Genomic DNA, 21,138 nt, shown 5'->3' with positions numbered 1-21,138 from the left:
ACACTGAGCTAGCGGTGAGGTGTGAAGCAGGAGCTTCAGGCATCGTGAAGGTCGCGCTTCAAGTCGCTGCGATTTAGCTTTAACTTGCGCAAGGCAGCTCAAGCCTTTGTAGCGCTTGATTTTCGCGGGCCGAGAGGCGAGGTTGCCGGCCGCCGGGATCGCCCCGGCAGCGGCCCGCGACGTTGGAGGATGATGTGGCAAATCAAGTACAGGATCTGACCCCGGACGAGGTCTCCAAGGGTGTCGCGGAAGGGCGCTATCTCCTCGTCGACGTGCGCGAGCCGAACGAGGTCGAGGCCGAGGCTTATCCCTACGGCGTGGTCGTGCCGCTCTCGACCTTCGATCCCAAGGCGATCCCCGATCCCGCCGGCAAGGAGGTCGTGTTCGCCTGCCGCTCGGGCAAGCGTTCGGTGACGGCCTCGCTGGCGGCGCAGGCCGCGGGCCTGCCCTACGACAAGCATCTGGCCGGCGGCATGCTGGGCTGGAAGGCGGCGGGTCTTCCCAGCAAGATCGGCGGCTGACCCCGCCGATGTCCAAGAGCTCGTCCCTCAACAAGGTCTTCGCGGACCTTCCCGTCACCATCTTCGAGGCGATGTCGCAGGCCGCGCGCGACAATGCCGCCATCAATCTCGGCCAGGGCTTTCCCGACGACCCGGGCCCCGAAGACATCCGCCGCGCCGCGGCCGAGGCCTCGCTGAACGGCTACAACCAGTACCCGTCGATGATGGGCCTGCCGGAGCTGCGCCAGGCGATCGCGACCCATTACGGCCACTGGCACGGGCTCGAGCTCGATCCGATGAGCGAGGTGATGGTGACCTCCGGCGGCACCGAGGCCCTGACCTCGGCCATCCTCGCCGTCGTCCAGCCCGGTGACGAGGTGGTGTGCTTCCAGCCAGTGTACGATTCCTATCTGCCGATCATCCGCCAGGCCGGTGGCATTCCGCGCCTGGTCCGGCTCGAGCCGCCGCATTGGCGGCTGAATGAGGACATGCTGAAAAGCGTCTTCAATTCAAAGACCAAGGCGGTGCTCTTCAACAATCCCCTGAATCCGTCCGCGGTGGTGTTTCCGCGCGAGGATCTCGAGCTTTTGGCGCGCTACTGCCAGGAGTTCGACGTCATCGCGATCTGCGACGAGGTCTGGGAGCACGTCACCTTCGACGAGCACAAGCACATTCCGCTGATCACCATCCCCGGCATGCGGGATCGCACCATCAAGGTCGGCTCGGCCGGCAAGATCTTCTCGTTGACGGGCTGGAAGATCGGCTTCGTCTGCGCCGCGCCGCCGCTGCTGCGCGTTGCCGCCAAGGCGCACCAATTCCTGACCTTCACCACCGCGCCGAACCTCCAGGCCGCCGTCGCCTACGGGCTCGGCAAGCCCGACGAGTACTTCCTGTCGATGCGCAAGGACCTGGCGCGGAGCAGGGACCGCCTCGCCAAGGGACTGGAGAGCCTCGGCTTCCCCGTGCTGAAGTCGCAGGGCACCTACTTCCTCACCGTCGACCTGTCCCCGCTCGGGCTGAACGAGAGCGACACCGAGTTCTGCTGGCGGATCGTGAAGGACTACAAGGTCGCGGCTATCCCGGTCTCGGCCTTCTACGAGCAGGACCCTGTGACCTCGGTGGTGCGCTTCTGCTTTGCCAAGAAGGACGAGACGCTCGACACCGCACTGGAGCGACTGTCGGACGCGGTGCGCGGGCGCAAGAGGTAGGGAGATGACCAACGTCAGCCGCTGTGGTTTTGGCCTTGCGATCGCCGCCGCGCTGACGTTGCTCTCCGCTCCTGCCGGGGCCGAGGAGCGGGTCGTCAACTTCTACAATTGGTCGAACTACGTGGCGCCCGACGTCCTCGAGGCCTTCACCAGGGAGACGGGCATCAGGGTGGTCTACGACACGTTTGACGCCAACGAGACGCTGGAGACGCGCCTGATGGCCGGCAAATCCGGCTATGACGTCGTGGTGCCCACCGCCTATTTCCTCCAGCGCCAGATCAAGGCCAACATCTTCCAGAAGCTCGACAAGTCGAAGCTGCCGAACCTGGCCAATGCCTGGCCGGTGGTGACCGAACGTCTCGCGATCTACGACCCCGGCAACGTCTACGCCGCCAATTACATGTGGGGCACGACCGGCATCGGCTACAATGTCGCCAAGCTGAAGCAGATTCTCGGAGCGGATGCCAAGATTGACAGCTGGGACATCGTGTTCAAGCCGGAGAACCTCGCGAAATTCAAAGACTGCGGCGTCCACATGCTGGATTCCGCCGACGACATCTTTCCGGCGGCGATGAACTATCTCGGGCTCGATCCGATCTCGACCAAGCAGGCCGACCTCGAAAAGGCCGCCGATGTCGTCACCAAGGTGCGGCCCTCCGTGCGCAAGTTTCATTCGTCCGAATATCTGAGCGCGCTCGCCACCGGCGAGATCTGCTTCGTGGTCGGCTGGTCCGGCGACATCATGCAGGCCCGCGCCCGCGCTGCCGAAGCCAAAAGCGGCATCGAGATCGGCTACGCCATCCCGAAGGAGGGCGCGCAGATGTTCTTCGACAATCTCGCGATCCCCGCGGATGCCAGGAACGTCAGCGAAGCCTACGAGCTGATCAACTATCTCTACCGTCCGGACGTGGCCGCCAGGAATACGGACTTCCTGTCCTACGCCAATGGCAACCTCGCCAGCCAGAAACTGGTCGATCCGAAAATATTGAACGACAAGAACATCTATCCGGACGAGGCGACGCTCGCAAAGCTGTTCGTCATCACGGCGCGTGAGCCCGCGACCCAGCGGGTCATCAATAGGCTTTGGACCAGGGTGAAGACGGGGCGGTAAGCACTACTGTCCGCTACCGCCACCTTCGGTGCAGCCACAGCCACTGCTCCGGATGCTCGCGGACCCAGCCTTCCACCACGCTCGTGATCGCCTGCGTGGTGCCCTGGATGTCGATCTTGCCGTCGGCGTCGCGCACCGGGTGGACCTCTTCGGTGATCTCGGCGGTGAAGCGGCCGCCGGGCAGGCGGATGACGCGGACGCCGTGGATCGGGCATTCGACCTGTCGTAACAGGCGCGCCAGCATCGGATTGGCGCGGGTCTTGCGGCCGAAGAAGGTGACCTCGACTCCGCCGGTCAGATACTGGTCGATCAGCATCGCGACGTGCTTGCCGTCCTTGAGCGCCTGGGCAAGCCGCAGCGGCGCGTCGCGCCCCGCCGGGATCAGCGTGCCCATGTTGACCTGTCGCATCTCCTGGATGATGCGGTCGGCGGAGGCGATATTCGGGCGGCGGTAGAGGATTGCTGCATCGAGCCCGTGTGCGACCGCGGCGAGCGCCGGTAATTCCCAATTGGCCAAATGCGCGGCGAAGATCAACGCCGGCTTGCCGTCGTCGCGGATTTGATCGAACAGCTCGATGCTGCGGCTGGGCAGTTCGATCCGACTGTTTTCTGGATGATCGCGGTCGTAATCCCAGACCTGGTCCATATGGGCGAATTCGGCGCCGACGCGACCGAGATTGTCCCAGACGCCCATCAGGATGGCTTCGATTTCCTCGGGCGACTTGTCCGGAAACGCCGCGGTGAGATTGGCGCGGCCGATGCGGTGCTCGCGCAGGCGCGGGCCGATCAGTTTGGTGACGCGTGCGAAAAAGTCCGAGGTCTTGGCTGGATCGAAATAACGCGTGGTGCGCAACATGCCGACGGTGGCAGCGCCGATCAGCCCTCCACCGATCGACTTTGCCGTCTGCCGCGCGCGGGCCTTCGTCCTCGCCGGAAGCAGCGCCATGCGTCCGGTCAGGCCGGTTCGCGGGTCAGGATCAGCGAGGCGTTCTGGCCGCCGAAGCCGAACGAGTTCGACATCACCGCGGTGACGCGGGCATCGCGTGCCTTGTTGCCGACGACGTCGAACAGGATCGTGGGATCCGGATTGTCGTAGTTGATCGTCGGCGGGATACGCTGATGCTCCAGCGTCAGCAGCGAGAAGATCGCCTCGACCGCGCCCGCGGCCGAGATGGTGTGGCCGACCATCGACTTGTTGGAGGTGACCGGAATCTTCGAGACGAGCTCGCCGAACACGGCCGATGTCGTATTGTACTCCATCTTGTCGTTCTCGGGCGTCGCGGTGCCGTGCGCGTTGATGTGGTCGATCTGATCCGGCGTCATGCCGGCATCGGCCAGCGTCTTGTTCATGCAGCCGATGATCGGCTTGCCGTCGGGCGAGGAGCGGGTGCGATGGAAGGAATCGGTGAGCTCGCCGCAGCCGGCGATTACGCCGAGTATTTTTGCGCCGCGCGCGGTGGCGGCTTCATAGCTTTCGAGCACCAGCGCACCGGCGCCTTCGGCCATGACAAAACCGTCGCGGTTCTTGGAGAAGGGACGGGAGGCCGCCTGCGGCGGGTCGTTCTGGGTCGAAAGCGCCGAGAGCAGCGAGAAGCGCACCAGCGCCTCCGGATTCACGGTGCCGTCGGTCGCCACGCACAGCGCGGCATCGGTCTCGCCGCGGCGGATCGCCTCGACGCCGAGCTGAATCGAGGTCGCGCCCGAAGCGCAGGCCGTCGACAACGAGATCGGCGAGCCCTTGGTGCCGAAGGTCTCGGCGAGGTAGGCCGCGACCGAACCGAACATGAAGCGGTGGTGATAGGCGCTGTACTTGCCGCCACCGGAGATGCGCAGCAGATCGTCGTAATTGAAGTCGGGTTTGCCGACGGCGCGGCCGAGTTCGCGGCGCTGCGGCCATTCGACTTCGACCGGTGCGACCGCAAGAAAGAGAGGACCCGGGAAATCCGCCTTGGTGCCGATCCCGGCCTGGTCCAGCGCTTCCTGCGTCACCAGTTCGGCCATCCGTTCGGACAGGCCGGTGGAGGAGAACGGATCGACGCTGACGAAATCCACCGTGCCGGCCATCGTGGTTTTGAGGCCGTCGACCGGAAAGCGCGTGATGGTGCGGATGCCGGATTCGCCGGCGACGAGCTTCGCCCAATTGTCGGTCTTGCCGTTGCCGAGCGAGGTCATGATGCCCATGCCGGTGACGACGACGACGGGACGCCCGAGTTTGTCGCGTGGTGCAGTCATGTCGATCCCCGCTTGAGCTGGAGCATGATCCGAAAAAGCGTGACGCGGTTTTCCGAGAAGATCATACCCAAACAATAACCTGCCAAAGCGTAACGCGCTTTAGCTTACTGCCTCGACCAGCGCCATGCCTTCGCCGCGCCAGTGTCCGGCCCCCACCACCACAATCTGGGTGGGCGCTCCCTGCATTTCAATCTCGGTGCCCGTGGAATCGTTCGGCGGAAACAGCGCGCCGCGAGAGATCGACAGCGCGGCGAGCGCGATGCCGAGCGGGAATTGCGTCTCCATGGTGTGGCCGAACATCGTGCCGGTCGAGCGCACCGGGAACTCGGCGTGGCCCTTCAGGAAGGCGCGCTCTTCTGATGTCGCAGGCTCCGCGCCGGTCGCGCCGGATATGATCGCGCCCTTGCCGTCGCGCTTCGGCAACTTTGCCCAAAGCTTCTCCAGCGTCGCGGCCATGTCGCCGGGGGTCTTACGACGGGCAAGGTCGGCAACGACGCTCGACAGCTTTGCGAATGGTTTTGCGCCGCGCGCTTCCGCATGGGCCTTCGATTCCAGCACCAGGAACGCGCCAGCCGAGCCGAGCGCGAAGCCGGCGTGGTCCTTGCGCGCCCACACGGGGGCGAACTTGTCCTTCAGATTGAAGTCGCCGAATTCGTAGAGGACCATCAGGTCCTTGCGCTCGCCATTGTGCGAGCCGCCGATCAGCGCGATGTCGCTCTCGCCGGAGGCGATGCGCGACAATGCAATGCGGGCGGCATCGGCGCCGGCAACCTCTTCACCCATGAAGGTGCGCGAGGTGCCGCCAATGCCGTGCACGATGGCGATGTTGCCGGCGAGCAGGTTGGAGAGCTGGGCCAGGAACAGCGTCGGCCTGAGATCGCTCATCAGCCGCTCATTGAGGAAGCCGGGCGCGTTGGCGCCCTTGGCCTCGGCCGTGAGCACGCCGGTGTCGACGTTGAGATCGCGTTCACCGCCGCCGGCGGCGACCACCATGTCGATCTTCGAGAGGATGTCCTTGTTGCCCTTGATCCCGGCGGAGTCGAGCGCAAGCCCGGCCGCATAGGTGCCGATGCGCTGCCAGGCTTCCATCTGGCGCTGGTCGCCCTTCTTGGGGATCTGGCTGTCGAAGGTGACAGGCATCAGGGGGTGCACAATGTAGGGTGCAAAGCCCTTCTCGTCGACATTGATGCGCTTCTCCTGAAGCGCGGCCCAGTTGGCGTCCAGGCCCTCGCCGAGCGAGGTGGCCAGGCCAATGCCGGTGATCCAGACTTCCGTCTGGGCAGGCTTCGAAGCAGTCTCGGTCATGGCAATACGGCCTGTTGCGGAAAGCCGACGCGTTTGGCGACCGCGTCCATGTGGGCGCGCATATCCGCATGGGGAAAGGGAATCTGCGTGAAGGTCAGCGTCGAATTCGCGCGCAGCTTGCCGCCGACCTTGATCTTGGCTTCGGTCACGGCGTAGCCTGAGCCCTGATGGGCCAGGCTCGCCTCGATGCTCATGAGATCGCCGGGGAAGACCGAGCCGCGGACCTTGGCCTCCTTGACGGCAGCCAGGATCGGCATACGCTCGAATTTGAGCACGCCAAGCTGAAGCCAGCCCGAGGCCTGCGCCATCGATTCGATCAGGAGCACGCCGGGCATCAGGGGATAGCCCGGGAAGTGCCCTTCGAAGATGGTGCTCTCCATCGGGACCTGAGCCTCGACAACAATCGTCTTCGCGTCGACGTTGAGGTCGACGACGCGATCTATCATGTGGAAGTATTCGAGTTGCATGACCGCGCGCTTAGGCGCTCGCGCCCTTGGCCGCAACCAGTTCGTCGATGCGGGCGCACAGGTTTTTCAGCACGAAATACTGCTCGGTGGTCGCTTTGCCGTCGTTAACCTCCTGAGTCCACTTTTCCAGCGGCAGCTTGATACCGAACTGCTTGTCGATCGCGAACGCGATGTCCAGGAAATCGAGGCTGTCGATGCCGAGGTCATCGATGGCATGGCTATCCGGCGTGATCGTGTCGCGCGGGATGTCGCAGGTTTCAGCGATGATCGTAGCGACCTGATCGAATGTGGAGGACATCACTAAGCCTTTGATATATTGCAGATGTTTGTCAGATTTTCCAGAGTGGAACGATGGGTGGGCATCGCGCCCCGATGACGCCCTCAACCCCCCTCTGGCCGGGTCGAAAGCCCGTATATCGGAGCGCCGCCCTGAGTTCAATGGAGCCGGACGGGTGTGGGGACCGGGCTGGGGACGCCCCGGCTGAGCCGTTTCGGCCGAAGGAGCGCCAGCGGGCCTACCAGACGTCTTGCTTACCAGATGTCCTGCCTAGATGTGCGGCGTCGTGATCTTGACGCAGTCGCGGCGGCCCATCAGCACGCAATCCTGGGTCCGGCGCAGGTCGGCGATGCTCACCGCGAGCCAGATCCCGATCGCGGTCAGTGCGATGGTGAAGGCCAGCGCCGCGATATTGGCGAGCATGCGATGGCGGAAATCGTCCGGTTCGGTGCGGGGCTCCTCGTAGCGCGACAGGTCGAGCCGCTCGGGCGCGACGCGCAATTGCTGCACGCTAGCGTTGCCGCGGTGGGCCGTCGGGGAAGGCGAGGTGCGCGGCCTGAACTGGAGCACCCGGTGCTCGTCATCCGAGCTTATGGGCCGCTGGGTTGTCATGGTGCAGGGATCACTCCGAAGCAGCGATTTTTAGATAGCACACGTAGTGAACGCGTTGCAGACAATTTTCTCAACGCGCACGTGCATTGCGCGTTCGCACTATCCTGCAGGACTGCGAACGAAGGACCGTGGAACCGTGGTCGTTCCGGGCCTGCAGAGGGTGCGATGCAATAATATCCACCGAGCCGAATGCATTTGCCGGCGCGGTGCCCATGACATAGTCCAGGGAACCTGACCACGCAGCTGCAACCATGTTAGGGGCCTTTCGACCATGACCAATACGCGCGAACCGAGAGTGCATCCGGTGTCGATCCTGTCGCTGCGGCCGACGCAGATGACGGTCGGGATGCGTGAGGTCAAGGAGAAGCGCAAGCGCTGGCGCGAGCACGACAAGAAGAAGCAGGCCGATCTGCTCGGCAAGCATATGATCCCCGTCGTGCACGGCCCCGACGAGCGCTATTACGTGATCGACCATCATCATCTCGGTCGCGCGCTGCACGACGAGGGCGTCAAGGAGGTGCTGGTCACCATTGTCGGCGACCTCAGGATGGTTGAGCGCGAAGCGTTCTGGGGCGTGATGGACAACAAGCGCTGGGTTTACCCCTACGACGCCAAGGGCGAACGGCGACCGTTCCGCGATTTGCCCAAATCCGTCGTCGACCTCAAGGACGATCCTTTCCGGAGCCTTGCCGGCGAACTGCGCCGCATGGGCGGCTTCGCCAAGGACACCACGCCCTTCTCCGAATTCCTGTGGGCCGACTATCTGCGTCGAAAGCTGTCGCGCAAGACTGTGGATGCCAATTTCGACAAGGCGCTCGAGAAGGCGATGTCCTCAGCCAAGAGCAAGGATGCGATCTATCTGCCCGGCTGGTGTGGGCCAGCGGAGGATGATTAGGCGCAACGCTCGCAGCAGCAAGGCATGCGGCTTCGCAAACCGGATCTGATCACAGCCTCTTGAGTGAAACCATCTCCCGTCCGCGCGAAGCAGTGCTGAAACAAAGCCGTGCCATCTGTTGGAATTGTCGAGCTCACACAGGAGGCCGAAATGCGCCGTCTGGTTTTCGCCGTTGCCCTGCTCGTGGTCGCTTCAGCCGGGATCTCGGCGTCGTTTGCCGCAGTTCACCATGCCAAGACGTTGACTTTTTCCGAGGGCTTTGCCCCGGCGCTCGAGTTGATGGCGCAGCGCTAGGACAGGTTCACGCCAGTTCAACCAGCAGCGTCGCGATCGATTTTGCGCAACCGCACAAAGGCGGCCCAGGCCCGCGGATAATCCTTGTCCGCGGGATCAATCCTAAGTAGCGCGCGGCATGCTTCCTTGATCTCCTCAGGCGAAGGACGCTTGGCCGGAACGCCAGATGATTTGGCCTTCTCCCAGCGAGCCTCGATATCTGTTGCGAAAGCCAGGGCCTCGGCGCTCGTCCGCTTCTGCGCCGATTTCGCCAGCGGATGGTCCGAGGGGAAACTTGGCCATGCAGCCGGCGGCTGATCGACACGCCACGTCAGTTCATCTGCTTGTCGCGCCTCCACGCCCGAACCTGAATGCTGTGCTGCTGGCGCCCATCCTGCCCCTGCTGAGGCTGGCGAACCCGATGAGCCGGCTGATCTCCGCGGGACCGCCGAACCTGGCGCCACCGCCGCTGTCTGTCCGGCCAGCTGGCCAAGCTGTTGTTCCATCGTTCCGCCGCTCGACTTGGGGATGACTTTTTCGATGGTCTTGATCATCGACAGCGCGCCTGGCGATATCAGCGTGTTCTGGTCGGCAATTTTGTCGTCGGCCGCGCCTGGGCAGGGCTTGTAAGCAGAGCGCTGCGACGTCATCCGGCCGTCGTCGTCGATACGGGCAAAATCGATCGAGACGGTGTAAACGAACGCGGCCTCGACATACTGCCTCTCCTTGTCCATCGCTTTTACGGAGCCGCATACGTATCTTGCCTGGTCTGCATCGATCGTTCGCAGGCCGTTGAAGTGAGCTGAATTCGGCGCAACGAGGACGCGTAAGACGGCAGCCCGCGCCTTGCCGTGCTCCGATTCGTACATGCTCCATATCTCGTTCGCGTTGATGATCTCCGGCTGATAGTTCCATGCGTATCCGGCAGCGAAGAATGTCGTGCCAATACAGGTCGCGATAACAAATGCCCGCACGTTCATGAGAAGCCCCCCAACAGGCACGACTCATCCGCGTCTCCGGGGACGGAAACTGCGCAAGTTGTGCCAAGGCGTTTGTGCTAGTTGAGGGTGAGATTCTTAATTAAACGTGTGCGATTGCGAAAACACAGAGTTCCCGTCAAGCGGGAACTCATCCGCTGCATTGTGGCGATGCGTTCCTTCCGCCCTCGCGGCGGTCGGTCATTTCTTCGGCAACCGTCCCATCAGATAGAATTCGTCGTTCGGCCGCATGCCGGTGAAATTCGCCAGCCGGTTCGACAGTGCGAAGAAGGCGGAGATTGCGGCGATGTCCCAGATGTCGTCGTCGCTGAAGCCATGCGGCGCGAGCGCGGTGAAATCGTCCTCGGAAATCCGCTGCGCATCGGCCGAGACCTTCATCGCGAAGTCGAGCATCGCCTTCTGCCGCGGCGTGATGTCGGCCTTGCGGTAGTTCGTGGCGATCTGGTCGGCGATCAGCGGGTTCTTGGCACGGATACGCAGGATCGCGCCATGCGCGATCACGCAATACTGGCACTGATTGGCTGCCGAGGTCGCGACCACGATCATCTCGCGTTCGGCTTTGCTGAGGCCGCCGTCCTTCTCCATCAGTGCGTCGTGGTAGGCGAAGAAGGCGCGGAACTCGTCCGGGCGGTAGGCCAGCGTCAAGAACACGTTCGGCACGAAGCCGCTCTTCTCCTGGACGGCGAGGAGACGCGTGCGGATGTCGTCAGGGAGCGCATCGAGGGCGGGAGCGGCGAAGCGTTGCACAGGCTTTGTCATGGGCATGGATTCCGGCTTGGGGCCGGCAACCATAGTCGATGCGGGTGCCATGCTCAACGTGACGCCAGGCTCGCAATGCCGGCGCTGGAAAACGAGCGTCGCTTTACCGCAGCGGCTTCTTCAGCAGCGAGAAGCGGTCCGGATCCAACCCCATCGACGGTTGCAGCATCGGAGTTTCGATGCTGGAGAGCGTCTTCGCGGGCGGCGCCGAGAACACCGGATCGTTCGGCACGTCGCGCTGCGAGGTGGCACCGCGCCAGCGCTCGAGCACGGCGCCGACGAAATGCATGTCGTGACCGGAGGTGACGGAGGGCACGCTGCTGATCGTGGCTTCGCCGCGCGGCAATTGATGCGGCGGCACCTCCTTGAAGCGCAGCCGCGTCGGCAGCGCGACACCTTCGCCGAATGCCAGCACTTCTCGGGTGCCGAGCGAGGGCACGAACGAAAGCAGGTTCGCGGCCGCATCCGACACCGCGGCGCGCAGCAGCGCCTGGTCGCGCTCGTTGGCAAGGCGCATCGTGAACAGCGTGTTGCACTGGGAGATGATGGTGGCGTCGAGCTCGGCCGGACGCTGGGTGATGAGGCCGAGATAGACGCCGTATTTGCGGCCTTCCTTGGCGATGCGCGACACCGCCTTGCGGGTCGGCCCGAAGCCGACATTGCGATCGGCCGAGGCGTAGCGGTGAGCCTCCTCACAGACGAACAGCATCGGCGAAACGCCGTCGCTCCACAAGCCGAAGTCGAAGGCCATGCGGCAGAGCACCGAGACGACGGAATCGATGACCTCGGCCGGGAAGCCGGCGAGCTGCATCACCGTCATCGGTTTGCCGTTGGCCGGCAGGCGGAACAGGTGACTGATCACCTCGGCCATGGTGTCACCGCCGACATTGGCGTTGTCGAACATGAAGGCGTAGCGCGGGTCGTTGCGGACCGCCTCGATGCGGGAGATCAGCTTGTGATAGATGATGCGCGAGGAGCGGTTCTCGAGCTTGCCCATGCGCTCGTCGATCAGCGACATCAGATCAACCAGGCGATAAGGCACCGGCGTATCGACGGTGTAGCCGATCTGCTTGGGATCGATGCGCTTCAAGCCGATGCGGTCGGCGTTCTGGTACTGGGTATAGACGCCCTTGGCGAGCGGAATGACCTCGGCGAGGACGTCGAGCTCCTCGGGCACGCCGGCGCGGCCGCCGAACAGCACGTCGACGATTTCCTCGAAATTGAACAGCCAGAATGGCAGTTTCAGATTGCGCGGGTTGAGCACCAGCGCGCGGTCGCCGAAGCAGCGGCCATATTCGTTGTGCACATCGAGCAGGAAGATGCGCAGGTTCGGGCGTGCCTTGAGGATCTCGTTGAGCAACAGCGACACACCGGTCGATTTGCCGACGCCGGTCGATCCCAGCACTGCAAAGTGCTTGGAGAGCATTTCCTCGATGTCGACATAGGCGACGACGGAGCTGTCCTGCTGAAGGAAGCCGACATTGATCTGGTCGGAACCGGTGGGCGCGTAGATCGTGCGCAGCTCCTGGCTCGTGATCAGGTCGACCGAATCGCCGATGGTCGGATAGTTGGTGACGCCGCGCTGGAATTTAGCCTTGCCGGTCGCGTTGAGGATTTCGCCCAGCAGGTCGACCGAGGCAATGGCGATCAAATTGTCGTTGCTCGAGAGGTTCTCGCAGGACACCTCGGTGATCATGGCGACGATGACCGAGCTGGCGCAGCGGATACTGACGAAGCGGCCGACGGTGGCCCGAACTTCCGAGACCGGCATCCGGCTTTCAGCCAGCAGCCCGACCCGGGCGAGCGATCCGCGAACCGAAATCACGCGTCCAAATGATGTCACAATGAATGAACCTGGCAAGAGCAACGGGTTGCCCGGACTATGCACGGCCGTCGCTGGACAAACGGTTAAGCGGCAGGCGCCGGCGCTTCGTTAAATCCGCGACAATTCGGGTGCGAGGTTTGTTCCCATACATACTTGTGGGCAGAAACGGTGGGAATGCTGCTTTTTGCCGGCCGGGGCCCCGGGAGGTTTAAGGAAGATTTTACCATTCGGGCAGTCGGTCCCCCTTTCTGGGGACGGCTCGTCGTCCCGAACGGCCCGTCATTCGCAGCGCCGACGCTGAATTTGTTGACGAGACCTAATCATTTGTACATTAGTACAAATAAACCGGCGGCCTCGCTGCCGCCCACCGGCTCGTGAGCGCATTACAGCCTGCGCCGGATCGCGGGACCGGTCCAGCGGATCGCAAGCCACGTCTTGGAGGAGACCCATGCAGCCCGAACCGATCTTCGATCTCGCTCATCTCGGCCACATGGAGCTGCTGACGCCGAAGCCGGACGAGAGCCTGAAATTCTTCGTCGACGTGATGGGCATGACCGTCAGCGGACAAAAGGGCGAGTCGGTCTATTTGCGCGGCTGGGACGATTATGAGCGCTATTCGCTCAAACTGACGGCGTCGAAGACGTCAGGCATGGAGCACATGGCGTTGCGTGCGCGCAGCCAGCAGGCGCTGGAGCGCCGCGTCGCGGCGCTGAAGGGGTCCGGCTTCGACATCGGCTGGATCGACGGCGACATGGGGCAGGGGCCGACCTTCCGCTGCCGCGATCCCGATGGACACATCGTCGAGCTCTATTACGAGACCGAATGGTATCAGGCGCCGCCCGACCTGAAGCCCGCCCTGAAGAACCAGGCACAGCGCTTTCCCGCGCGCGGCGTCAATGTCCGCCGCCTCGACCACCTCAATTGCCTCGCCGTGGACATCAAGGCCAACCGCGAGTTCTTCGAGAACTATCTCGGCTGCCGGCTCACCGAGCAGATCGTGCTGAACGACGGCCGCGAAGCGGCGATGTGGCTGACGATGTCGAACAAGAGCTACGATTTTGCCTATTCGCTCGACCATTCCGGCACGCCCGGCCGCTTCCATCACGTCACCTACGCGCTCGACAGCCGCGAGGAGATCCTGCGCGCCGCCGACATCTTCCTGGAGAACGGCATCCACATCGAGACCGGCCCGCACAAGCACGCGATCCAGCAGACCTTTTTTCTCTACGTCTACGAGCCCGGCGGCAATCGCGTCGAAGTCGCCAATGCCGGCGCGCGCCTCATCCTCGCGCCCGACTGGAAGCCGATCGTATGGACGGAAGAGGAACGCAAGAAGGGGCAGGCGTGGGGCCTGAAGACGATCGAGTCCTTCCATACGCACGGCACGCCGCCGGTGGACGTGAAGAAGCACGCTTAATGTGCTGAGGTCCGGAGGCGCGTGACCGTCTCACGCACGCCGGTCCATGCCGGCCTGTCTGGTGCGAACTGCTTGCGCAGGAATGTGACCAGTTCCTCCACCTGCGCATCGCTCATGCTGTTCTTGAAGGCCGGCATGTAGCCGAGATCGCTCGACACCGGCTCGGCGATGCCGTGCAGGATGATTTGCACGAGATTGTCCGATGTGGCGCTGTGCAGATTGCTGTTGAGCGCGAGCGAGGGGCGGCTGCCGAACAGCGCCAGGCCGCCGACTTCGTGGCAGACGGCGCAGGCGCCCTGATAGAGCCGTGCGCCGGTGGAGGACGCCGTCGTGACTTGCGTTGAAGCTTCTAGCTTCAGAGCGATCGCATCCTGCGCTTTCGCGTCGGTCGCGGTGTCATAGAACGAGTTGAGATAGACGGCCATGGCGCGGATGTCCTGATCGGGCAAGGCTGTGAGATCCCTGACAACAGGCGCCATCGGTCCGGCGGCGACGCCATGATACCGCGAGTGGCCCGTGCGCAAATAGGCGAACAGCTCGTCCTCGCTCCATGGGATCGGCGCGTGCGAGAGTGAGGTCAGCGGCGGCGCCTCCCAGCCCTCGGCAAAGCCGCCGGCGAGATAGGCGCCGCGCTGCTCGGCGCCGAGCGCGTTGCGCGGCGAATGGCAGGCGCTGCAATGGCCGAGGCCCTCGACCAGATAAGCGCCGCGATTCCAGACTTCGGACTTGGCAGGATCAGGTTTGAACTCGCGCGTCTGATGGAACAGCGCATTCCATCCGGCAAGTAGCGGGCGGAGATTGAACGGGAAGGCGAGCGTATTCGCCGGCTGCGTCGCGCGCACCGCAGGCTGTGCCATTAGATAGGCATAAAGCGCCTGCATGTCGGCATCGCCAGTCTTCGAAAAGTGCGTGTAGGGGAAGGCGGGATAGAGTTGCCGTCCGTCGCGATGCAGCCCGTCGCGCATCGCGCGCTCGAATGCGGGATAGGACCAGGCGCCGATGCCGGTCTCGACGTCGGGCGTGATGTTGGTCGCGTAGATCGTGCCGAACGGCGTCTCCAGCGCGCGGCCACCGGCGTTGAGCGCACCGCCGATCATGGTGTGGCACTCCGCGCAATTGCCGAGTGCGGCCAGTTGTTGCCCGCGCGCGATCGTCGCTGCGGAATAGACCGATGGGTCTGGCCGCGCGATCGGTGCGATGGCGCGGCTGGGCAAAACAGCCGCACCGATGCCAATCGCCGCGGTGCAGACGGCCGCGACCGTCGCGAAGATGCCGGCGCGTTTGGCGAATGGATTCTCCCAGATACGGGATGGTTGTGGCGCAGCGCGAGCGGGCAGCGCCTGCGGCGTGGCCGGCCCGCCGCTGTGCAATCCATTCAGGATGCGCTCGGGCGTGAACGGCGGCTCGCGAAATCGCACGCCGGTGGCATCGAAGATCGCGTTCGCAATCGCAGCCGCACTCGGGACCGAGGCGGATTCGCCGACGCCGAGCGGCGGCTGGTCCGGCCGCGGGAGCAACAACACGTCGATCTTGGGCACGTCAGGGAAGGGGATGATCGGATAGGCGCCCCATTCCCGCGCCGCGACTGCGCCGCGCTCGAACGAGACCTCCTCCATCAGTGCGCGGCTGGTTGACTGGATGACGTTGCCATGGATCTGGTGGCGCACACCGTCCGGGTTGATCATCAATCCGGAGTCCTGCCCAGCAACCACGCGCGTCACGCTGACCTCGCCGGTCGACTTGTTCACGGCAACGTCGGTGACCCAGGCCGACCAAGCCGCGCCATAGCCGGGGAATTTGCTGTGGACGTAGAGCGCATAGGCAAAGCCGCGCCCATGCACGATCTTGCCGTCTTTCTCTTCGCGCACCGGCCGCGGCGTCCAGCCCGCCCGCTCGGCGACCGCATGGACGAGATCGACCGCGCGCTGGTCCTTCAGGTAACGCAGGCGATATTCGATCGGATCGACGCCGGCCTCGGTTGCGGCCTCGTCGATATAGGATTCATGCGCAAAGGTGTTGGGCAGGGCCGAGACGCCGCGAAACCAGGACGCGCGCACGATCGGCGCCATGTCGTGGGCTACGACGCGCATGTGGCCGTAATCGTAAGGCGGGATCGCGGTGCGGTCGCCCATCTGGAGGACGTCCGGCCTCGGCGATATCCGTCCCGTCAGCAACAGCGCCAACGTCGGCGCGGCATTCGACGGATAGCGCGTAGCGAGATCGTAGGCAGCGACGTCGCCCGCCGCATCCAGGCCGCCATTGACGTCGATGAGCTGCGCGGCGCCTTTGGGCTCCCAGGCGTGTTCCTGCTCGCGCGTCAGCTGTACGCGCACGGGCCGGCCGACCGCGCGCGAGAGCAACAAAGCGTCCGCGGTGACATCGTCGGCGCAGTTGCGGCCGTAGCATCCGGCGGCCTCCAACCTGATGACCTCGATCTCGCTCTCGGGACGCTCGATCAGCAGTGACAGGTCTGCGCGCAGCACGTGCGGGTTCTGCGTGCCCGACCAGACACGGATGTTGCCGTCCTGGAAGTCGGCGACCGCGCAGGACGGGCCGATCGAGGCATGCATCTGATATGGCCAGACGTAAGTGCGCCGCATCGGCTTGGCCGCACCGGCAATGGCAGCATCGACGTCGCCCTTGTCGATCAGCGTGCGCGGCGTCGATGGATTGGCGCGCAGCGCGGTCTCGACGTCGGCGAGATCGGTCAGATCCGGCGTCGGTCGCCAGCTCACTGCAAGCTGCTCGGCCGCACGGATCGCGTTCTCCTCGCGCTCCGCGACGATTCCGACGAAATCGCCGATGCGTACGACGGCCATGATGCCGGGAATGTCGCGCACCGAGGATTCATCGACCGAAATCAGGCTGGTGCCGACGAACGGGCTGGCGTCGACGCCGGCATAGGGCGGGCGCACCACGCGGCCGTGCAGCATGCCCGGCACACGGATGTCGTGCACGAAGGTCAGCTCGCCCGTGGCCTTGGCGGGCAGGTCGACGCGTGGCATCGATTGGCCGACAATGGCGTAATCGCCGACCGGCTTGACGGCGACGTCGTCGGCAAGCTCGAGACGAATGGTCTCTCCGCCGATCAACTCGCCATAGCTGACGCTGCGATTGTCGTGCCCGCGCACGAGGCCGTCTTCGATCCTGAGATCGGCTGCCGGCAGCTCCAGGTGCTCGGCCGCACGTGCGATCAGGAAGTGACGCGCCTGCGCGGCGGCTTTGCGCAGGGGAACGGCAGTGATCTGAATGGTCTCGCTTGCGATCGTGGCGCCCTGGTTCGGCACCGTTGCGGTGTCGCCGAGCACCACGACGAGGCGGGCAAAGGAGACGTCGAGCTCTTCAGCCACGATCTGACCAAGCGCCGTGCGGATGCCGGTGCCGAGATCGACATGACCATTGTAGGCTGTGACCGAACCGTCCGCGGTGATGCGGACGAAGGTCTCGGATGTGCACTCGTCCACCGTGCGGACGACGACGAGCGAGCCGGATTGCAGCTCAGCTCCGTTCGGATGCGGGGAGGCCATCAATCACCGGCCTCGGCAAGCTGGCCAGACGCACGCATCACGGCGCGCAGGATTTCGATATGCGTTCCGCAGCGACAGAGATTGTAGCGCAGCGCCGCCAGCGCTTCCTGTTCGGTGGGCCGCGGGTTGATCGCAAGCAGCGCCTTGGTCGTCAGGATCATGCCGTTGAGGCAATAGCCGCATTGCGCCGCCTGCTCGTCGATGAAGGCCTGCTGCACCACATCCGGATTGTCGCGGGTACCGAGCCCTTCGAGCGTCACGATGTCGCGGCCGGCGCAGCCACTGATCGGAATGACGCAGGAGCGCGCCGCCGCGCCATCGATCAGGACAGTGCAGGTGCCGCATTCACCGAGGCCGCATCCGTATTTCGGACCGTTGAGCGCGAGATCGTTGCGCAGCACGTAGAGCAGCGGCGTGTCTCGCGCCGCAGTGATCTCGTGGATTCTGCCGTTCACGGTGATGCGGATCGGTGTCTGCGTCATCCTCGTTCCCAAGTCGAGTCGTTGAGCGCCGCGGCCAAGGCTTCGCGAATTCCAAGTCCGCGCAAAATCTACGTTGCGACGATACCGTTTGTACACAAACGTGCAAGCCGGACATGCCGCAGTGCAGCGCGAGTGCCTTCTTTGTGGACAGGGCGGATAGGCAAATGAGGTTTTATGCGGCAGGCGTATGTTTTGCGCCGCACCGCCGCTTGACAGTCATCGGGAGGGCGCGCAACATCGTTCGTGTACAAATGATAACTGCACTGTCGGCTGGCTTTGACATGGTGACTGAACCTACGAGCGCCGCCATCGACAAGATCCGCTGCGATGCGTGTCCGGTGATGTGCTACATCAAGCCGGGCGCGGCGGGCGCCTGCGACCGCTATGCCAATCACGAAGGCAAGCTCGTCCGCGTCGATCCGCATGTGATCCTGGAGCGCACCGTGTCGCATGGCGGCAAGCTCGTTCCGTTCAGCCGCACCGAAGATTGGGACGGCAAGATCGTCCACGAGCCTTCCACCTTTGTAACGGCGATCGGCGCGGGGACCACCTATCCCGACTACAAGCCGGCGCCGTTCATCGTCTCGGCGGAGGTCGATGGCGTCGACATGGTGACTGTTGTCACCGAGGGCATCTTCTCCTATTGCGGCATCAAGGTGAAGATCGACACCGACCGCTATCTCGGGCCGGAGACGGCGACCGTTCGTGCACAAGGCGAGGCGGTCGGTCATGTCACCACCAGCGAATACGGTTCGCAGATGCTGTCGCTCGGCGGTGTGCACCATCTGACCGGCGGCTCCAAGAAGGAAGGCCGCGTCACCTGTGACACGCTGATGGACCTCGCAAATTGCAAGGCGGTCGAGCTCACCATCGACGGCGGGGCGAGCGTGGTGGTGCAGGCCGGCCAGGCGCCGATCGTCAACGGCATGAAAGAAGAGCGCATGCGCGTCGGCTGCGGCTCGGCGACGATCGGCATGTTCGCCAAACAATGGCACGGCAAGGTCGACGAGGTTGTCGTGGTCGACGACCATATCACCGGCGTGCTCTCGGAGCATCAGGCCGGCAAGCTGCTCGACATCGCCGATACCGGCATCAAGATGAAGGGGCGCCGCTCGACGCCCGGCCGCTATTTCCAGGTCGCCGATCCCGGCACGGGTTGGGGCGGCACCAATATCTCCGATCCGCTCGCAATCCTGGGACCGTTCGACGCGAAGGAGGCCAAGCCTGGCCTCTCGATGCTGATGGTCTCCACGACGGGCGAGCATTCGTCCTATTACGTGCTCGACGAAGCCTTGAAGCCGGTCGAGACCGAGATGCCGGATGACCTCAAGTTTTCGGTCGAGCGCATTCAGGAGAATTGCGAGCCGGCGCTGTGCACGGTGCTGTTCATGGCGGGCGCCGGTGGTTCCTTGCGGGCGGGCGTGACCGACAATCCGGTGCGGCTGACGCGCTCGGTGAAGGAGGCGCTGACGCGCGTCACCAGTGGCGGCGCGCCGGTCTATGTCTGGCCGGGCGGCGGCATCACCTACATGGTCGACGTGACGCAGATGCCGGCGGGGGCATTCGGTTACGTGCCGACGCCCGCGCTGGTGGCGCCGATCGAATTCACGATGAAGCTGTCGGACTATGCGGCGCTCGGCGGGCACATGGATTATGTGAAGCCGCTCGCCGAAGTTCAGGGCGGCGACGATGTCCGCCAATTGCCCTGGCAGAACCCGATCCCGGGCCCCCGGGCATGACAAGGCTCCCGCAAATCGCGTTGCTGTCTGACGGCCGGCGGCTGCATTTGCAGGATGGACCGATCGACCTGATCGTCGAGGCGAGGGGGGCGGCCGACGCAGTGCGCGAGGCCTATAAGGCTGCGGCCGAACGGTTCACCGGGCTTCTCGACGAGCTCGGCGCGGAACTGCCGGAACTGCGGACCGTTGTCGAGGAGCGGACCTCGTTGAGAGGCGTTGTGGCGCATCGCATGCACGCCGCGGTGGCGCCCTATGCCGGTGATGGCTTCATCACGCCGATGGCCGCTGTGGCCGGCAGCGTGGCGGAGGAGGTGTTGGGCGCAATGCTGAACGCTGCGGCGCTCGATCGGGCCTATGTCAACAATGGCGGAGACATTGCCCTGCATCTCGGCGAGGGCGAGCATTTTTCGGTCGGCCTGATGGACCGGCCCGATCGCGACGGCGTGATGCGGACAATCAGGGTGGACGCCGATGATCCCGTGCGTGGCATTGCGACCAGCGGACGGCACGGCCGCAGCTTTTCCCTCGGGATTGCCGATGCGGTGACCGTGCTGGCCGGAACGGCGTCGCAAGCCGACGCGGCCGCGACGATCGTTGCGAACGCCGTCGATCTGCCGGGGCATCCCGCCATCATCCGAAAACCTGCGAACGAACTTCAGCCCGACAGCGATCTTGGCGCGCGGCTCGTGACCCGCAACGTTGGTGGATTGTCGCAGAACGAGATCACCACCGCGCTCGAATCTGGCGCGGAATGTGCACGGCAATTATTCGATCGCGGATTGATCGAGGGTGCCGTGTTGCAGCTTTGTGGTGATATGATTGTCATCGGGACCAAGGATATTGAACGGCAACGATCGCGCCCGCTTGTACAAGAGAACGCGGTCCATGCCTGAACTGGGAAGCGGTTTGAGGAAACAATCATGAGCGCGATCATCCGCAAGATCGTCACCGTCGTCGAAGAGACGCAGATGGAGATGGGCCGCCAGGTCTCACCGCCGACGCGGCGTGCGGCGGCGATCGCCGTGATCGAGAATCCGTTTGCTGGAAAGTATGTCGAGGATCTCTCGCCGCTGATCGCGATTGGCGAGGAGCTCGGCGAGCTGCTCTCGAAGCGCGCGGTGGCGGCGCTCGGCATCGACGGGTCCAAGGCGCAGAGCTATGGCAAAGCCGCGGCCGTCGGCGAGAATGGCGAGCTGGAGCATGCAGCCGCCATCCTTCACCCGAAAATGGGCGCGCCGGTGCGTAAAGTGCTGGGCAAAGGCGCTGCGCTGATCCCGTCGTCGAAGAAGCGCAGTGGACCCGGCACGACGCTGGACGTTCCGCTGGGCCACAAGGATGCAGCCTTCGTGCGCAGTCATTTCGATGGCATGGAAGTGCAGATCAACGACGCGCCGCGCGCCAACGAGATCATGGTCGCGGTCGCCGTCACCGACAGTGGCCGTCCTTTGCCGCGCGTCGGCGGGCTGACCGTTGCGGAGATCAAGGGCGAAGACGGACTGCGTTAATCTTTT

General features: G+C 64.0%; 20 protein-coding genes. 9 read left to right on the top strand and 11 right to left on the bottom strand.

All coding sequences use genetic code 11. The features are described from left to right. Window positions 1-194: 194 nt before the first annotated feature. Genes IVA93_RS22725 through IVA93_RS22715 form a run of 3 tightly spaced genes read left to right on the top strand, consistent with a single transcriptional unit; the run spans window position 195 to window position 2,819 of the window. Entirely contained in the window at window positions 195-521 is a 327-nt protein-coding gene (locus IVA93_RS22725) for a rhodanese-like domain-containing protein (protein ID WP_026233780.1), read from the top strand. 8 nt (window positions 522-529) lie between these two features. Beyond that, the gene (locus tag IVA93_RS22720; RefSeq protein WP_018459336.1) at window positions 530-1,708 is read left to right on the top strand and encodes an aminotransferase; all 1,179 of its coding nucleotides are present in this window, start codon (window positions 530-532) and stop codon (window positions 1,706-1,708) included. A gap of 4 nt (window positions 1,709-1,712) precedes the next feature. Beyond that, window positions 1,713-2,819, top strand: a complete 1,107-nt coding sequence (locus IVA93_RS22715) for a polyamine ABC transporter substrate-binding protein (protein ID WP_018459335.1) — start codon at window positions 1,713-1,715, stop codon at window positions 2,817-2,819. 13 nt (window positions 2,820-2,832) lie between these two features. Here the strand turns inward: IVA93_RS22715 and IVA93_RS22710 are convergent, their stop codons facing one another. The 6 genes from IVA93_RS22710 to IVA93_RS22685 form a co-directional block, all read right to left on the bottom strand. Beyond that, a complete protein-coding gene (locus tag IVA93_RS22710; protein ID WP_018459334.1) occupies window positions 2,833-3,765 on the bottom strand; it encodes a lipid A biosynthesis lauroyl acyltransferase in 933 nt (310 codons plus the stop codon). An 8-nt stretch (window positions 3,766-3,773) separates the two neighbouring features. Then, window positions 3,774-5,051, bottom strand: coding sequence for a beta-ketoacyl-ACP synthase (locus tag IVA93_RS22705; protein ID WP_018459333.1), 1,278 nt, complete (start codon window positions 5,049-5,051; stop codon window positions 3,774-3,776). A 99-nt stretch (window positions 5,052-5,150) separates the two neighbouring features. Further along, on the bottom strand, window positions 5,151-6,356 hold the full coding sequence (locus tag IVA93_RS22700) for a beta-ketoacyl-ACP synthase (protein ID WP_018459332.1): 1,206 nt from the start codon (window positions 6,354-6,356) through the stop codon (window positions 5,151-5,153). Beyond that, window positions 6,353-6,823 carry a 3-hydroxyacyl-ACP dehydratase FabZ family protein gene (locus IVA93_RS22695; RefSeq protein WP_085352753.1) on the bottom strand — a complete coding sequence of 157 codons (471 nt, stop codon included), beginning with the start codon at window positions 6,821-6,823 and terminating at the stop codon, window positions 6,353-6,355. Before IVA93_RS22695 ends, IVA93_RS22700 begins: the two co-directional genes overlap by 4 nt. Before the next feature lie 10 nt (window positions 6,824-6,833). Continuing rightward, the gene (locus IVA93_RS22690) at window positions 6,834-7,121 is read right to left on the bottom strand and encodes an acyl carrier protein (protein ID WP_007592476.1); all 288 of its coding nucleotides are present in this window, start codon (window positions 7,119-7,121) and stop codon (window positions 6,834-6,836) included. A gap of 249 nt (window positions 7,122-7,370) precedes the next feature. Continuing rightward, on the bottom strand, window positions 7,371-7,712 hold the full coding sequence (locus tag IVA93_RS22685) for a hypothetical protein (protein WP_018459330.1): 342 nt from the start codon (window positions 7,710-7,712) through the stop codon (window positions 7,371-7,373). Window positions 7,713-7,983: 271 nt separating this feature from the next. Here IVA93_RS22685 and IVA93_RS22680 point away from each other — a divergent pair, with 271 nt between their 5' ends. Further along, window positions 7,984-8,607 carry a ParB-like protein gene (locus IVA93_RS22680; protein WP_018459329.1) on the top strand — a complete coding sequence of 208 codons (624 nt, stop codon included), beginning with the start codon at window positions 7,984-7,986 and terminating at the stop codon, window positions 8,605-8,607. A 150-nt stretch (window positions 8,608-8,757) separates the two neighbouring features. Further along, window positions 8,758-8,901 (top strand): hypothetical protein, encoded by a 144-nt coding sequence (locus IVA93_RS22675; protein WP_018459328.1) that lies wholly within the window; start codon window positions 8,758-8,760, stop codon window positions 8,899-8,901. A gap of 17 nt (window positions 8,902-8,918) precedes the next feature. On the opposite strand, the gene IVA93_RS22670 is transcribed toward IVA93_RS22675, so the two are convergent. From IVA93_RS22670 to IVA93_RS22660, 3 genes are all read right to left on the bottom strand, one after another. Further along, the gene (locus tag IVA93_RS22670) at window positions 8,919-9,860 is read right to left on the bottom strand and encodes a hypothetical protein (protein ID WP_247485194.1); all 942 of its coding nucleotides are present in this window, start codon (window positions 9,858-9,860) and stop codon (window positions 8,919-8,921) included. A gap of 198 nt (window positions 9,861-10,058) precedes the next feature. Further along, window positions 10,059-10,637, bottom strand: a complete 579-nt coding sequence (locus IVA93_RS22665; RefSeq protein WP_026233779.1) for a peroxidase-related enzyme — start codon at window positions 10,635-10,637, stop codon at window positions 10,059-10,061. Window positions 10,638-10,740: 103 nt separating this feature from the next. Then, window positions 10,741-12,480, bottom strand: a complete 1,740-nt coding sequence (locus IVA93_RS22660) for an ATP-binding protein (protein WP_026233778.1) — start codon at window positions 12,478-12,480, stop codon at window positions 10,741-10,743. 430 nt (window positions 12,481-12,910) lie between these two features. Here IVA93_RS22660 and IVA93_RS22655 point away from each other — a divergent pair, with 430 nt between their 5' ends. After that, window positions 12,911-13,879: a catechol 2,3-dioxygenase gene (locus IVA93_RS22655; protein WP_247789236.1), complete on the top strand. Its 969-nt coding sequence runs from the start codon at window positions 12,911-12,913 to the stop codon at window positions 13,877-13,879. Here IVA93_RS22655 and IVA93_RS22650 read toward each other — a convergent pair. Beyond that, entirely contained in the window at window positions 13,876-17,406 is a 3,531-nt protein-coding gene (locus IVA93_RS22650; RefSeq protein WP_247789235.1) for a molybdopterin cofactor-binding domain-containing protein, read from the bottom strand. The genes IVA93_RS22655 and IVA93_RS22650 overlap by 4 nt on opposite strands. Next, window positions 17,406-17,888: a (2Fe-2S)-binding protein gene (locus IVA93_RS22645; protein ID WP_018459322.1), complete on the bottom strand. Its 483-nt coding sequence runs from the start codon at window positions 17,886-17,888 to the stop codon at window positions 17,406-17,408. Before IVA93_RS22645 ends, IVA93_RS22650 begins: the two co-directional genes overlap by 1 nt. A 281-nt stretch (window positions 17,889-18,169) precedes the next feature. Here IVA93_RS22645 and IVA93_RS22640 point away from each other — a divergent pair, with 281 nt between their 5' ends. Genes IVA93_RS22640 through IVA93_RS22630 form a run of 3 tightly spaced genes read left to right on the top strand, consistent with a single transcriptional unit; the run spans window position 18,170 to window position 21,132 of the window. Then, window positions 18,170-19,627 carry a 6-hydroxynicotinate reductase gene (locus IVA93_RS22640; protein WP_247369168.1) on the top strand — a complete coding sequence of 486 codons (1,458 nt, stop codon included), beginning with the start codon at window positions 18,170-18,172 and terminating at the stop codon, window positions 19,625-19,627. Beyond that, window positions 19,624-20,520: a UPF0280 family protein gene (locus IVA93_RS22635; protein WP_247789234.1), complete on the top strand. Its 897-nt coding sequence runs from the start codon at window positions 19,624-19,626 to the stop codon at window positions 20,518-20,520. The genes IVA93_RS22640 and IVA93_RS22635 overlap by 4 nt, the downstream gene beginning before the upstream one ends. Window positions 20,521-20,547: 27 nt before the next feature. After that, on the top strand, window positions 20,548-21,132 hold the full coding sequence (locus IVA93_RS22630) for an amino acid synthesis family protein (RefSeq protein ID WP_085352760.1): 585 nt from the start codon (window positions 20,548-20,550) through the stop codon (window positions 21,130-21,132). The last annotated feature ends 6 nt before the right edge of the window (window positions 21,133-21,138 follow it).

The organism is Bradyrhizobium sp. 155 (assembly GCF_023101105.1).
Classification (GTDB): domain Bacteria; phylum Pseudomonadota; class Alphaproteobacteria; order Rhizobiales; family Xanthobacteraceae; genus Bradyrhizobium; species Bradyrhizobium canariense_D.
Note: the sequence above shows the minus strand (reverse complement) of the source record. Positions and strands in the feature narration are given on the sequence as shown.